Origin of the sequence: Cryptosporangium aurantiacum (assembly GCF_900143005.1) — a bacterium.
GTDB classification, from domain to species: domain Bacteria; phylum Actinomycetota; class Actinomycetes; order Mycobacteriales; family Cryptosporangiaceae; genus Cryptosporangium; species Cryptosporangium aurantiacum.
In genome coordinates, this window is the sequence record NZ_FRCS01000015.1 from 27025 (window position 1) to 40654 (window position 13630).

The window sequence follows — 13630 nt, forward strand, 5'->3', positions numbered from 1 at the left end:
TCACTAGTTTTGCGTATCTTTCGCATAGTAGAGACTATCTGCGCACATTGACACACGTAACGGTCGCCAGGGAAGGACCGTGCGTCGGACCGGGCGGGGGGAGGACGGATGGAGCCGGCCATGCCGGTGGTCCCGCTGCCTCTCGCTGTCGTCACCGTCGATCCGGACGGCCGGGTGCTGACGTTCAGCCACAGCGCGGAACAGCTGCTCGGCTTCGCGCAGGCGGACGTCGTCGGCGAGTCGCTCGGCGAGCTGATCGTCCCGGCCCGGCTCCGGGACGGGGCCGACGACCCGCTGCGGGAGCTGTTCGACTGCTGCGCCGGCGAGGAGGGACAGGGCCACTGCGTCCAGCCGGTCCGGCGCGCCGACGGCAGCGACTTCCCGGCCGACGTCCTGATCACGCCGCTGCCCGACCTCGGCTACGTGGTCGTCGTCAGCGCGCTGCCGCCGAAGTCCGACGAACGTCGCCAGTCCGAGTGGTTCCACCGGGCGCTGGTCGGGCGGTCGCCGGTCGTCACGATGGTGTACGACCCCGACGGCAGTTGGCGCTGGTCGTCACCGGCCGCCGTCCGGTTGCACGGGCCCGGCGCGCCGACCGCGGACGTGGCCGCGTCGATCGTCCACCCCGACGACCTGATCCTGATCCGCAAGCTGTTCGTCGCGGCGCTCAACGCGCCGCTGCCCGGCGGTGGTTCGCTCACGTCGGCTGCCAACGCGGAGACCGTCGAGATACGGCTGCGCCCGCCGGGGACGAACGGCAAGGAGTGGCGCGTCTACGCGCTGACCGTGCAGAACCTGATCGACGAACCCGCCGTCGAAGGCATCGCGATCTACGCGATCGACGTCACCCGCGCGGTCGACGCCGAGCGCCGCGAGCAGTTGCACAGCGCACGGATCGACACGCTGATCGAGTCGCTGCGGGTCGGAATCCTGGTCGAGGACTCCGACCGACGAGCGGTGCTGGCGAACGACGCGCTGGCCCGCATCCTCGGCTCGCCGGTGTCCGCGCAGCGGCTGGTCGGCCAGAACACCTCCGAGTTGCTGCCGCCCGCCGAGATCTTCGCCGACCCGATCGCGCTGCGGGCAGAGACGCTGCGGCTGCTGGCCCAGGGCAAACCCGCGACCGGGTCGGAGTTCGCGCTCACCGACGGACGGGTGATCGTGCGGGACTACGCGCCGATCCACGCCGACGGTGTCGCCGTCGGTCACCTGTGGGTGGTTCGTGACGTCACCGACCAGGTCACGATCCGCCGGGGCCTGGAGGAGCGGAACCGCGCACTGGCCGAGGTGGCCACGCTCAAGACCGAGTTCGTCGCCGCCGCGTCGCACGAACTACGGACGCCGCTGACCTCGATCGCGACGTTCAGCCAGATGCTCGCCGAAGAACCGGACGCCGCGGCCGACCAGCGGCAGATCGCGCTGGAGGCGATCGCACGCAACGCCAACCGGACGCTGCGCATCGTCGACGACCTGCTCACGCTGGCGGGGCTGGAGGGCAAGACGTTGCCGCTGGCGCTCCGGGCCGTGCACCTGCCCGACGTCGTCAGCGAGGCCGTGGACGGGTTCGCGGACTCCGCGCTGCGGGCGGGCGTCACGGTCGAGCTGGTCGGCAACGCGACCGGCCCGATGCTGCGGGTCGACCCGGCTCGGCTCCGGCAGGCGGTCGAGGCGCTGCTGAACATCGTCGCCACGGCCCACGCGGGGACCCGCATCGACGTGCGGGTGACGTTCGCGGCCGCGCAGTGGAACGTGCGCGTCGGGTCACCGTCCGCGCTCGCGGCCGGCGACCACCTGTTCACCACCGGGGACCGCGGCGCGGGCAACGCGCTCTCGTTCCTGATCGCCAGGGCGATCGTCTCCCGGCACGGTGGCCAGCTGGCCACGCCCCGCACCGGTCAGACCGACGCGTTCGCGATCAGCCTCCCGGTGCGCCCGCACCTCCCGGACGGGGATGGTTGAGCCGCAGGTTGCTGCTGGGGGCCCTGGAACGGGGGTGTGAGCGGGGCTCCCGAGCGGAAACTTTTCCGCACCGCCCTGCGCACTCGGGGCTCCCGACATAGAGGGCATGCGTAACCTGCTCCCCTTCCGGTCCGCCTCCGCCCCGGCCTCCACGGTCGCCGCGCTTGCCGCCGTTACCGCCGCTGTCGCGGTGAGTGCAGGCATCGCTACTGCCCCCGCTGCCTTCACGACCGCCGCCCCGGCCGTCGACTCCGCCGTCGACTCCACCGTCACCAACGACGGGCAGAGCGTCAGCTACCAGGGTCTGACCGTCCGCGTCCCCGCCGTCGGCGAGGGCGTCCAGGCCGCCGCCCAGAGCACGTCCGGCGACATCTCGCTGACCGTCACCCGCGGCGCCGACGGCAAGGTCGTCGTCAAGACCGACGCCCACACCCACGACGAGGACGGCGAGCACGCCGACGAGCACGCCGACGAGGAGAGCGCCGCCCAGGCCGCCACGGCCAGCAGCGCGCGCCCGTCCGCCGCGAAGACCTGCACGGACAAGGCGTACGCCCTGGCCGGCTGGAAGCTCCCCAGCTTCAAGTGGTACTACAACCCGGCCGGCGCCCCGGCCTCCGTCCGCAGCACCGCGGCGTCCGCGATCAGCGCCGGCACCTCCGCGCTGGTCAAGACCTGCGGCCAGAAGTCGATCAGGCTGGCCCCGTCCTACGCCGGGCAGACCTCGGCCGGCGTGCAGGTCGGCAAGGCCGGCAACTGCACCGGCAACGACGGTCGCAACGTCATCGGCTGGCGCGCCGGCAGCGGCCGCTGGCTCGGCATGACCTGCACCTACTTCAAGACGATCAACGGCAAGAAGACCGTCACCGGCACCGACACCGCGCTGAACACGCAGTACAAGTTCTTCACCGCGACCAAGAACTGCACCAACGCGTACGACCTGCAGTCCGTCGTCCTGCACGAGCGTGGCCACTCGCTGGGCCTGAACCACGTCAGCCAGTCGGCGCACGCCAGCGCGGTCATGACCCCGGCGCTGTCGGCCTGCTCGGTCGGCAAGCGGACGCTGGGCCTCGGCGACTACAAGGGCCTCGCCGCGACGTACGGCGTTCGCTGAGCCCACTCCCAGAACCACGGCGGTCCGTCGGCGCCCCTCGCGCCGACGGGCCGCCGTTTTTGGTCCCCGGCCGGCCGAAGCACTGCAACCCAGCCGCACCTCGCGTGCACCGTGCGCGCCACCGTCGGGCCGCACTGTAGAGGGAGTCAGCGCCCCGGATGCCTCCCTGCGATCCGGTCCGCCAACCGGCCGGGGTCGCTGACGTACCGGGCAGCGTCGCCCGGCGGCACACGCCGTCCCCCCGCGTCAACGTCGCCGCGGCGCCGGGGCGCGACCACCGGTACGGCCCACAGCCCGGGTCGTGGTGGTCATCAGCCGGGGTCGGTCACCTGGAGGGGGTTGACCGGCCCCGGCTACCGTGTTCAGTCTTCGGACGCGCTGGTTCGGGCCTCGTCGGCCCGCACCTCGTCAGCGAACCGACGAGCGGCCGCCCGCAGCGCAGCCTCCGCATCGATGCCCGCCGCATCACCGGCGGCGACCAGCCCGAACAGCAGTGCTCCCAACTCGTCCGCGGAAGCCGGAGCAGCCAGCGACGGCGGGAGAGCCGGCGGGGACACCGCCACCCCTGCCCGGCGGGCCCGGGACAGGTACTTCGCGGCGAGCGAGAGCGCCGGCTGCGACTGCGCCACCCCGTCCAGCGCCGAGTCGCGCTTCTTCTCCGCCTTCTTGATCGCTTCCCAGTTCGTGTGCACCTCATCGGCGCCGGTGACCGTCCGGTCCGCGAACACGTGCGGGTGCCGCCGCACGAGTTTCGCGACCAGGTCGCCGGCGACGTCGTCGATGTCGAACCCCTCGTCCGGGTTCTCGCTCGCGACCCTGGCGTGGAACGCGACCTGGAGCAGCACGTCGCCGAGTTCCTCACGCAGCGCGTCGAGGTCGCCGTCGAGCAGCGCGTCGTAGGCCTCGTAGGCCTCCTCGAGCAGGTACGGGCGGAGCGACTCGTGGGTCTGCTCGGCGTCCCACGGGCAGCCGCCCGGCGACCGCAGGCGATCCATCACCGACGCGACATCGAGCAGCCGCGCACCCGGCGGATCCCACGAGCCGTACAGGATCTCGACCTGGTAGTCGAGGGCCGGATCCTCGGCGAGGCGTTCGGCCACGACAGCGGGGAGCCGATCGCTCGGCCCCGCCAGCCACACCGCCGCGCCGGCTCCGTCGACCGCACCGTTCCCACCGGCCGCGGTCGCGTCGGTCGCCGCGGAGTCGGCGGCGCGCCGCAGGTGGACGAGCGCGGCCGCCGGGTCGTCGCCGACCTCGGCGACCAGCACGCCGGCCGCGCGGACGGCGTCGGCGAGCGGCGACGTACCGGCCGCCAGCACCGGGTACGAACGCAGCGCGTCCCACGCGTCAGCAGTCAGTAACCCGGCGGGCAGCCGGGGTGAGGTGACCAGGACGATCAGACGAGCACCCACGTCAGGACTGGCTCGCAGGTGTCGGCACCGGCTTCACCGCGACGTCGGAATCGGCCATCGTCGGCACTTCCTCGAGGTCGAACGCCCCGTAGCGGGGGTTGACCGTCACCGGGTTGTCTTTCTCGCTGGCCCGCAGCGCGTCGACGTACTTCTGGCCGGCCGCGGTCCGGTCGGTGCTACCGGCGGACGCCCACTGACCCATCAGCACCTGGTAGACCTGGAACTCGGCCAGGTCGTCCAACGGCAGCAGCGCGAGCTCGCCGGTGACCATCGAACGCTGCGGCTCGATCTGTGCCTTCGCCTGAGCGATCTGTCCGGCAGTGACCGGTATACCCGCGGTGTCGGCCGCCTCCCGCAGCAGCTCGATGAAGACCAGCATGCTCACCAGTTGGGACTTCGCGCCGCCGGGATCCTGCTGCGCCTGCGCTGCCGACACCGGGTCGGACACCGCCTTCGTGTAATAACTGTCGATCTGGCTGATCGTGATTTCGTCGTCACCCACATAGGCCGCGACCGTCGGGTCGGAGCGACAGGAGGACAGTCCGATCAGCAGGACGGACACGGCTACGGCGGCCAGCAGGCGACGGAACACCACACGCTCTCAACACTCAGCGCGCGGACGGAGCAGCGACGAGGTGATTACCGTCCGTGCGGGGGTCGGGTCGGTCGGATCGTCGGTCACTGTACGGGTAACCCCCGACAACACGACAGCGACGCTCCGGGATCTGAAACCGGTTACGGGTGTGTTCGCCGGGACGTGGCATCGCATGACAACCTTGAGGCGTGCTCAGCCCAGGATCCCGGCTCGCGACGTACGAGGTGCGTAAGCGTCTCGCCGTCGGCGGCATGGGCGAGGTCTACCTGTGCCGGCACCGGTTGCTCGATCGGGACGACGCGGTCAAGGTGCTCCGCCCCCACCTCGTCGCCGATCAGGCATTCCGGCGGCGCTTCCTGCGGGAGGCGCTGTCCGCGGCGCGGTTGCGCCACCCGCACATCGTCACGGTCTACACCGCCGACGAGGTCGACCGGCAGCTCTACCTGGCGATGGAGTACATCCCCGGCGCCGACCTCGCCGCGATCCTCGACCACGAGCAGGTGCTCGAGCCCCGGCGGGCGGTGCGCCTGCTCGACCAGGTCGCCGACGCGCTGGACGCCGCCCACCGCCTGCAGATGACGCACCGGGACGTCAAGCCGAGCAACGTCCTCGTGGAGCGTCCGGGATCCCCCGACACCGATCCGCACGGTCCGCACGGCGGGCCGGAGCACGCCTACCTGGTCGACTTCGGCCTGAGCAAGAGCCACCAGGCCGTCGATCAGGACATCACGATGACCGGCCAGGTGCTCGGCACCGTGGCGTACATCGCGCCGGAGCAGTTGCAGGGCGCGGTCACCGACGGTCGTTGCGACCAGTACTCGCTCGGTTGCATGGCGTACGAGACGCTCACCGGCCAGCTGCCGTTCCAGCGAGAGAACCAGGTCGCCGTGATCACCGCGCACCTGACCGCTCCCCCGCCGTCCGCGTCCGCCGTCCAGGCATCGCTGTCCCCCGCGGTCGACCGCGTGCTGGCCAAAGCGATGGCCAAGACGCCGCAGGAGCGGTTCGCGACCTGCAAGGAGTTCGTCGACGCGCTGCGCGCCGCGGTCGAGACCGGTGAGACCACTGTGGTCCAGAAGCCGGCCAGGCGGCTGGAGCGCAAGACCCCGAGCGGCGCCGAGGCCCGCCAGGAACAGGCCTGGGCGAACCCGGCGAACCAGGGCGCAGCGGTCGTCGCCGACTCCGAGCCCGAGCAGCCGCCCCTCCGGATCGCGGCGCGGCGTCCGGTCGATCGCACGCCGCCGCCACCGCCGTCGGGCCCGGTCGGTGAAGCCGCGCCGCCGTTGCCGGCCGACCCGCCGTTGTTGCCGGTCGACAAACCCGTTTCGGACGCTCCGGAGAGCCCCGACGTCGAGGAACCGAAACCCCCGGTGAGCTCCGATCCCGCGGCGCCGCCCGGGTTCACGCTGCCGGATGACACCCCGTTCGGCATGCCACCGCTGCACGACCTGCCGCCCGAGCGCGGTGGCGCGCCGTACTCACGGCCCGGTGGTCCGCCACCCGCGTACTCGTCCCGGCCGGCCGCGACGTCGGGTCCGGCGCCGACGTCCGGTGGTGGCTACCGGTCGTACGCGTCGCAGTACCCCGCCGGTGCGCCGCTGCCGGATGCCACGCCGACGCCCGGCCGCACGCTGGACAGCCGGCTGTACCTCGCCGTTGTCGGTGGCCCGGACGCCGGACGGTTGGTGCCGCTCCCGGACGGCGAGCGCTCGGTGACGATCGGCCGGGTCAGCCTCGGCATCACGGTGACCGGGTGGACCGTCCAGGTCGCCGGTGAGGCCGACGCCCAGGTCAACGGTGAACCGCTGCACGGCGCCCGGCAGCTGACGCCCGGTGACCTGGTCACCGCCGGGCCGGCGCTAATGGAGGTGCGCTCGGCGCGGCACCTGGCCCGGTTGGCCCCGAATGCACCGCCGCCCGACCCGGTGACGCTCGACCGGGTCGCGCGCGACCGGCTGGCCGGTGCGGTGCGCGGCCCGCAGCATCCACAGGCGCTGGTGACCCGGATCGGTTGGTTGGCGCGACGTCCACCGGTGCCGATCGCAGTGCCGTTGGGGAACGCGGGCGGGATCGCGATCCGCGGCCCGCTGCCCGCGGCGGCCCCGCTCGTGCGGTGGCTGCTCACCCAGGCCGCGGTGCTGCACGACGCCCGCGACCTCTGCCTCGCGGTGTCCGCCGGGCCGACGGACGACGAGCGATGGACGTGGGTGTCGTCGCTGCCGCACGCCCGGCCCGCGACGCCGCCGCTGACCGGCCCGCACCTGGCCACGACGCGGGACGGGGCGCTCGATCTGACCGCCCGGCTCCGTCGGCTGGTCGAGGTGCGGCGCGCCGCCGCAGCCGATCCGCGGGCTCGCCAGCTGGTGGCGCTACCGCGGGTACTCGCCGTGCTCGACGATCGGCTGGGCGGCGTGGACGCCGAGTTCATCACCGCGGTCGGCGGCAGCCTGGGCGTACACGTCGTGCGGTTGCTGCCGCCGGAGGCACGGCCCCCGGCGAGCTGCCGGCTCTGCATCGACCTGGACCCGACCGGGCAGACGCTCCGGGTGTGGGTCGCGGGCCGCAGCGGCTCGCAGAACGGCGTCCCCGACGGCGTCAGCGCGAGCTACGTCCGAGAAGTAGCCGACCTACTCGCCGATTGAGTGGGCGGGCCTCCACGTTCAAACAGACGCGCCTGCGGCGCGACGGGTCAGGCAGTGACGAGGCTCTCGAGGCGCTCGGCGACGGCGAGGGCGGTGGCGGGGCGCTCGGTGCGGTCGGGGGCGATCGTCCAGCGGACGATCTCGGCGAGCGAGTCGTCCAGGCCCGGAGCGATCGTCGGGGGCGACGAGAGCACCTTGCGCAGCGCGAGGACCGGGTCGTGGTCGGGCAGCTCGCCGTGCAGGCCCTGCTGGGTCAGCGCGTAGTGCAGCGTGACGCCGAGCGAGTACACGTCGCTGGCCCGGGACGGCGGTTCGCCGTGCAGGACATCCGGGTCGACGAACTCGATCGAGCCGAGCGAGCCCATGCCGGTGAGCGTCATCCCGGGCGCGAGTACCTGGGAGAGACCGAGGTCGGAGAGCTTGCCGCCGTTCGGGTGCAAGAGGACGTTGCCCGGCTTGATGTCCCGGTGGACGATGCCCGCCTCGTGCAGCGCGTGCGCCGCCCGTGCCGCGTGCGCGACCGCACGGAGTGTGGCCGACTCGTCCAAGATGTACGCCGGCTCGGCCAGCGAACCGTCCGGCAGGTACTCCATCGAGTAGTAGAAGACGCCACCCTGCTGGCCGGCGTCGTACAGCGTGACCAGGTACTCCGAGCGCACCGCGGCGAACGCGGCCAGCTCGCGGGTCGCGCGCCGGAACACCTCCTGCGTGGTGGAGCCGGAGAGCACCTTCACCGCCACCAGCTCGGCCTCCACCGGCAGCCGGCTCGGCGTCTTGGCGAGGAAGAACTCACCGTGGTTGCCATCGCCCAGCGACCGGACGAACTCGTAATCGGCGATGCCTTCCACGTGCCTCTCCTTCAACAGTCCGCTTCCCGACGGACCTTCACTCCGGTCGGCCGGCGGTGTGAAACTACCGGCCGGAGCCCGCTCCCAAGGTCGGCTACCGGACACGGATGAGGAGCACGCGAGTGACTGCGCACGACGTCGGCCTTCTGATGCTAGATCTTGCCTTGATCCTCGTGCTGGCACGGATCGGTGGCTGGTTAGCCCAGAAAGTCGGCCAACCCCCCGTAGTCGGCGAGATCATCGCCGGTATCGCGCTCGGGCCCACGATCATCGGTCCGCACCTGTCGACGGTACTCGTCCCCACCGACATTCGAATCCCACTCTCGGCACTCGCCAACGTCGGCCTCGTCCTGTTCATGTTCATCGTGGGTTACGAGCTCGACCTTCTGCTGATGCGCGGTAAGGAGCGAATCGCGGTCAGCGTCTCGGTCGCATCGATCCTCTTGCCGTGCGCACTCGGCATCACGCTGGCGTACTGGCTGGCCGACCGGCACAACGTCACCGGCGACGACCGATTGCCGTTCGTGCTGTTCATGGGCGCCGCGATGTCGATCACCGCGTTCCCGGTACTGGCCCGCATCCTGACCGACCGCGGCATGCACCGCACACGGCTGGGTGGCCTCGCGCTGGCGAGCGCGGCAGTGGACGACGTGCTCGCGTGGTCGCTGCTGGCCGTGGTCGTGACGGTGGCCGGCGCCTCGGCGGACACCCAGTGGCACGTTCTGCTGACGCTGCCCTACGTCGCGCTGATGTTCTTCGTGGTGCGTCCGCTGCTGCGTCGTCTGCTGCCGCTGCACGCGAAGGCCGGTCGGTTGACCCCGGCCCTGCTCGCCGTCGTCCTGATCGGGCTGCTGCTGTCGGCGTACGCGGCCGAGTGGCTGGGCGTCCACGTCATCTTCGGCGCGTTCCTGTTCGGAACGGTCATGCCGCGGGAGGGCGGCGAGGCGCTGCGCCAGGACATCTTGGAGAGGCTCGAGCAGGTCAGCGTCCTGCTGCTGCTCCCGGTGTTCTTCGTCACCGCCGGCATCAAGGTGGACCTGCGCAACCTCGGCACCGACGGCCTCGTCGAACTCGGCCTGATCCTGCTGGTCGCGATCAGCGGCAAGTTCATCGGCGCGTACCTCGGCGCGAAGCTGCAGAAGGTGCAGTCACGGCAGGCGTTCGCGCTGGCCACGTTGATGAATACCCGCGGTCTGACCGAGCTGGTGATCCTCGCCGTCGGTCTGCAACTAGGCATCCTCAACCAGGATCTGTACTCGTTGATGGTCGTGATGGCGCTCGTGACGACCGCGATGGCCGGCCCGCTGCTCTCGGCCTACTACCCGAAGCGGCGGATCGAGCGGGACATCGCCGAGGCCGAGCGCGCGACGCTCGGTGAGTCGCCGGCGACGAGGGTGCTCGTCGTCGTCGACGATCCCGCGACGCAGGGCGACGACGTGGAGCTGGCCGGTGCGCTGGTCGGGTCCCGCCGTCCGGCCGAGGTCGTGCTGTCGCGGCTGCTGCCGTATCGGTCGCCTCAGCTGGAGGTGGGCACCGGGCTCTCCGGTGAGCTGCTGGAGATGACCCGCTCGCTGGAGGAGCTGGAGACGCTGGCCGCCCGCGTCCGGCGGGACGACGTCCCGGCTCCGGTGCTCTCCCGATTCTCCGACGACGTCGAGCGCGAGCTGGGCGTTCAGATCGAGACGTCCGAACCGGACGTCGTCGTGGTGCGGGCCGGGGCACACGCGCTGGCCGACCGGGTCGCCGGCGAGCTGGTGACGGTCGGCACGCTGCCGGTGGCGCCGTCGTCGGTGGCCGTGCGGTGGGGCACGGACGCCGACGCGACCGCCGCGCTGCGGGTCGGTGCGCTGCTCGCGGTCTCGCGGGGCTTGCCGCTGATCGTCGACGACGGGGAGCGCTCGGGCCGGCGGGCGGTGGCCGCCGCGGCGGACCTGGCCCGGCACGGCCTGGTGGCGTCGGCGGATCCGGCTCCGGCGGACGCGCTGGTGGTGACCGGGGGTACCGAGGTGAGCGCCGGGACGCACGTCGCGGTGCGAGCCGCCCGTGACACCGACGCGATGCCGGTGGCGGACTGGGTCGCGGACCTTCCCAACCCGACGGATCGGACGCCCGTGCTCGCCTGATCGCCGGTTCACGACGGCCCTCATCCCGTGCGGGGTGGGGGCCGTCGCGGCGTGCGGCGCGAGTGTCGGACCGAGGCTCTATCGTCGGGGCATGGCGGAATCGAACGGTCCTCCGGTGCCTCCCACGGACGCGTTGCTGCGGCCGGGTGAGCGGCTCGGATGGATCTTCCGTGACCGCAACCTGTTCCGGCGCCCGTTCGGGCAACCACCGCCCACGATGGGCGAGGTCCCGGCCGACGTGTTGGCTTCGGCTCGCGCCGCGAACCCGCATCTGGTCCGCAACATCGCGATCGCGGTCCCGGCCGCGGTGGTCCTCAGCTTCATCCTGGTCTGCGGCCTGGCGCTGGGGTCCGGAGGCGACGGTGGCGGCCGGATCTTCCTGCTGATGCTGATCGTCGTCGCGCTGGTGTTCGGCGGTGCCGGCGCGCTGGTCTGGCTCGGCGCGCAGCGGGCCCGCTCGGTCGCGTCACGGCCGAACGCGGTGGCCGCCGAGCAGCGCGCCCGCTTCGACAGCGAACTGGCCGACTGGAGCCGCCGCAAGGCCGAGTTCGACGCCGCCGAGCAACAGCGCAGCGAGCAGCTTCCGGAGTGGTCACCCGCGATCCCGCCGCCGCACACCCGCCGCATCGACGTGGTCGGCGGCACGCTCTGGGGCTGGGAGGGCCTGCTCACGGTCTTCGGATCATCCACACTGGCCAGCGGCGGCCGGCTCACCGTGCTCGACCTGACCGGGGAAGGCGTCTGCCGGGAACTGGCCGAACTCGCGGCCGAGGCCGGCTTCAGCACCGACGTCCAGCTGTTCCCGGCCGACTTGCCGACCGCGGACGTCCTGGCCGGGCTCGACCAGCGGCAGTTCGTGGACGTCCTGGTCGAAGCCGTGCACGGCGGTGACGACGCCGGCGGCACCGATCGGTACGGCCGGGCCGCGGACGACCGGGTGCTCGGCGCCGTCTGTGCGGTGCTCGCGCCGAGCGGCCTGACCGTGGCACGGGTGCTCGCGGCGCTCCGGGCGCTGCTCGGCGAACCGGCGGGCGGCGACGACGGCCTCTCCGACGCCGAGCGCCGCTCGATCGCCACGGAGCTGTTCTCCCCGGACTACCGGCGGGAGATCGGGCCGCGGTTGCGGCAGCTGGAGTCGCTGCTGCATCCGCTGGCGCCGTTGGGCACCGTGGCGCAGCCCCGCCCGGTGGCTCAGCTGGCGTGTGTCGCGATGCTGAGCACCGGCAGCACCGCCCGCGACGAGGTGCTCGGCGATCTGATCGTGCAGCGGCTGACCCGCGGTGCCGCTGAGGCCGACCAGTCCGGCGGCGGCAGTCCGCGGACGATCGTCGTCGTCGGTGCGGACGAGATCGCCCGCCGGCACCTCGAGCGGCTGTCCGACGTGTGCGAGCGGCGCGGCGTCCGGCTGGTGTACCTGTTCCGCCACCTGCGGGGGACGTCGCTGCAGGTGCTCGGCGCCGGAGCGGTCGGCGTGATGCGGCTGGGCAACCACCAGGAGGCCACCGAGGCAGCGGAGTTCATCGGGCGGCAGCAGCGGTTCGTGCTCACCCAGCTCACCCACCAGCTGGGCGGGGCCGAGACGCACAGCACGGGCGAGTCGGAGACCCGAACCAGGGCCAGCGCGGGCATGCCGTCGATGCGGCGGCCGTGGCAGGCGCTGTCGGGAATGGTGGGGAGCAGCTCACGCTCGTGGCGCACCACCGCAGGGCACGCCGAGGGCACAAACTGGAACAACGCCGAGATGTACCAGCGCGCGTCCGAGTTCGCGGTGGAGCCCCGCACGCTCCAGGGCCTGCCCGACTACGCGATGTTGCTGGTCACCGCGGGGCAGCACGGCCCTGCGATCACCGCGGTCGAGTGCAATCCCGACATCGTGTCGCTGCCGCGGGTCAGCACCGAGCCATTGCCCCCCGGCGCCGCCGGAATTCCGGGTTTCGTCAACCAGCCCTCGGCGATGCTCCCCCAACCGCAACCCGGCGCCGCCCCGTCCCATCCGCAATCCGGACAGCCCTATCCCGGCCGAATGCCCCCACCGGGCCCGCCGAATTCCTTCCCGCCTGGACCGAGCGTCCGGTAATCCGACGCCCTTTCCGCGCGAACGGCCCCGAATGGACGTCGCGGCCCGGCGTCGGTTTCTCCCACGATGGTGCGCAAGGGGGCTCGCACTGAGGGGGAGGATTCATGTCGGTGTTCGGGGGGAACAGCGGTTTTGCGCCGCGCCCAGGTACGCAGCACGACCGAGTCGCGATCGCTTCGGCGACCGCCGGAGTGTGCGCTTACGCTATTCCGCTGGTGAGTGTGGTCGGCGCGGTCACCGCGATCATCACGGGTCACATCGCGGCCCGCCGAACCGCGGCCGGTTCGGAGAGCCGCAGCTTCGCGATCGCCGGGTTGATCTTCGGCTACAGCTACTTATTCACGCTCGTGACCGGCTTCTGGTACGCGGTGACCGTGTTCAGCATCCGCGGCTGGGGCTGGTTCTCGACCGCGCAGACGTGGCTCGACCGCACGACGGGCTGAGGCGAACATGTCCACCGTCACCGCGGTCAGCCCGCCGATGCCTGCGCCGATCTTCCGGCCGCCGACCAGTCAGGTTGCGATTCTCGCGTTCGTCGCCGCGTTGATGAGTTTCGCCGGCGCCGCCTATGCCGGTCCGTTGACCGCGATCGTCTGCGGGCGAATGGCGTTGCGGCAAATTCAGCAAGCACCGATCACGGGCCGGGTGCCGATTCGGGGTAATCGTCTCGCCCGCGCCGCGATCGTCCTTGGTTATGTCGGCTTGGCCGTACATCTACTGGCGACGATCATCGCGCTCACGTTCGCCGTCCTAGTCGCGAACGGCACGATATCCCGCATGGTCTTCTGACTGGCTGCCGCGCGAGCAGATTGCATTTGGAAGACCTATAGCCCTTCCAAATGCAATCTGCTTCTACGGCGCGG

10 protein-coding genes are annotated in these 13630 nt (G+C 71.8%); 7 read left to right on the forward strand and 3 right to left on the reverse strand.

Annotated elements, in window-relative coordinates; translation table 11 throughout:
- Positions 1-120 precede the first annotated feature (120 nt).
- Both BUB75_RS34475 and BUB75_RS34480 read left to right on the forward strand, forming a co-directional pair.
- Positions 121-1959 (forward strand): PAS domain-containing sensor histidine kinase, encoded by a 1839-nt coding sequence (locus tag BUB75_RS34475; RefSeq protein WP_178380057.1) that lies wholly within the window; start codon positions 121-123, stop codon positions 1957-1959.
- 106 nt (positions 1960-2065) lie between these two features.
- A complete protein-coding gene (locus BUB75_RS34480) occupies positions 2066-3070 on the forward strand; it encodes a matrixin family metalloprotease (RefSeq protein ID WP_073263254.1) in 1005 nt (334 codons plus the stop codon).
- 362 nt (positions 3071-3432) lie between these two features.
- On the opposite strand, the gene BUB75_RS34485 is transcribed toward BUB75_RS34480, so the two are convergent.
- Together BUB75_RS34485 and BUB75_RS34490 are read right to left on the reverse strand one after the other, a co-directional pair.
- Entirely contained in the window at positions 3433-4482 is a 1050-nt protein-coding gene (locus BUB75_RS34485) for a nucleoside triphosphate pyrophosphohydrolase (protein WP_073263256.1), read from the reverse strand.
- A 1-nt stretch (position 4483) separates the two neighbouring features.
- Positions 4484-5077 (reverse strand): SurA N-terminal domain-containing protein, encoded by a 594-nt coding sequence (locus tag BUB75_RS34490; protein WP_073263258.1) that lies wholly within the window; start codon positions 5075-5077, stop codon positions 4484-4486.
- Between the two features lie 188 nt (positions 5078-5265).
- On the opposite strand from BUB75_RS34490, the gene BUB75_RS34495 reads away from it, so the two are divergent.
- On the forward strand, positions 5266-7719 hold the full coding sequence (locus tag BUB75_RS34495) for a protein kinase domain-containing protein (RefSeq protein WP_073263260.1): 2454 nt from the start codon (positions 5266-5268) through the stop codon (positions 7717-7719).
- A 47-nt stretch (positions 7720-7766) separates the two neighbouring features.
- Here BUB75_RS34495 and BUB75_RS34500 read toward each other — a convergent pair whose 3' ends face one another.
- Positions 7767-8567, reverse strand: coding sequence for a serine/threonine-protein kinase (locus tag BUB75_RS34500; RefSeq protein ID WP_084742075.1), 801 nt, complete (start codon positions 8565-8567; stop codon positions 7767-7769).
- A 122-nt stretch (positions 8568-8689) separates the two neighbouring features.
- On the opposite strand from BUB75_RS34500, the gene BUB75_RS34505 reads away from it, so the two are divergent.
- From BUB75_RS34505 to BUB75_RS34520, 4 genes are all read left to right on the forward strand, one after another.
- Positions 8690-10690: a cation:proton antiporter gene (locus BUB75_RS34505; RefSeq protein WP_178380059.1), complete on the forward strand. Its 2001-nt coding sequence runs from the start codon at positions 8690-8692 to the stop codon at positions 10688-10690.
- A gap of 91 nt (positions 10691-10781) precedes the next feature.
- Positions 10782-12767, forward strand: coding sequence for a hypothetical protein (locus BUB75_RS34510; RefSeq protein WP_073263266.1), 1986 nt, complete (start codon positions 10782-10784; stop codon positions 12765-12767).
- A gap of 215 nt (positions 12768-12982) precedes the next feature.
- Positions 12983-13210, forward strand: coding sequence for a hypothetical protein (locus BUB75_RS34515; protein ID WP_143175604.1), 228 nt, complete (start codon positions 12983-12985; stop codon positions 13208-13210).
- A 7-nt stretch (positions 13211-13217) separates the two neighbouring features.
- On the forward strand, positions 13218-13556 hold the full coding sequence (locus tag BUB75_RS34520) for a DUF4190 domain-containing protein (protein WP_073263270.1): 339 nt from the start codon (positions 13218-13220) through the stop codon (positions 13554-13556).
- Positions 13557-13630: the final 74 nt, after the last annotated feature.

Bases quoted from the DNA above. Each gene is read 5' to 3' on its own strand.
- BUB75_RS34480 (WP_073263254.1), top strand. From the start codon at position 2,066: ATGCGTAACCTGCTCCCCTTCCGGTCCGCCTCCGCCCCGGCCTCCACG.
- BUB75_RS34520 (WP_073263270.1), top strand. From the start codon at position 13,218: ATGTCCACCGTCACCGCGGTCAGCCCGCCGATGCCTGCGCCGATCTTC.
- BUB75_RS34510 (WP_073263266.1), top strand. From the start codon at position 10,782: ATGGCGGAATCGAACGGTCCTCCGGTGCCTCCCACGGACGCGTTGCTG.
- BUB75_RS34475 (WP_178380057.1), top strand. From the start codon at position 121: ATGCCGGTGGTCCCGCTGCCTCTCGCTGTCGTCACCGTCGATCCGGAC.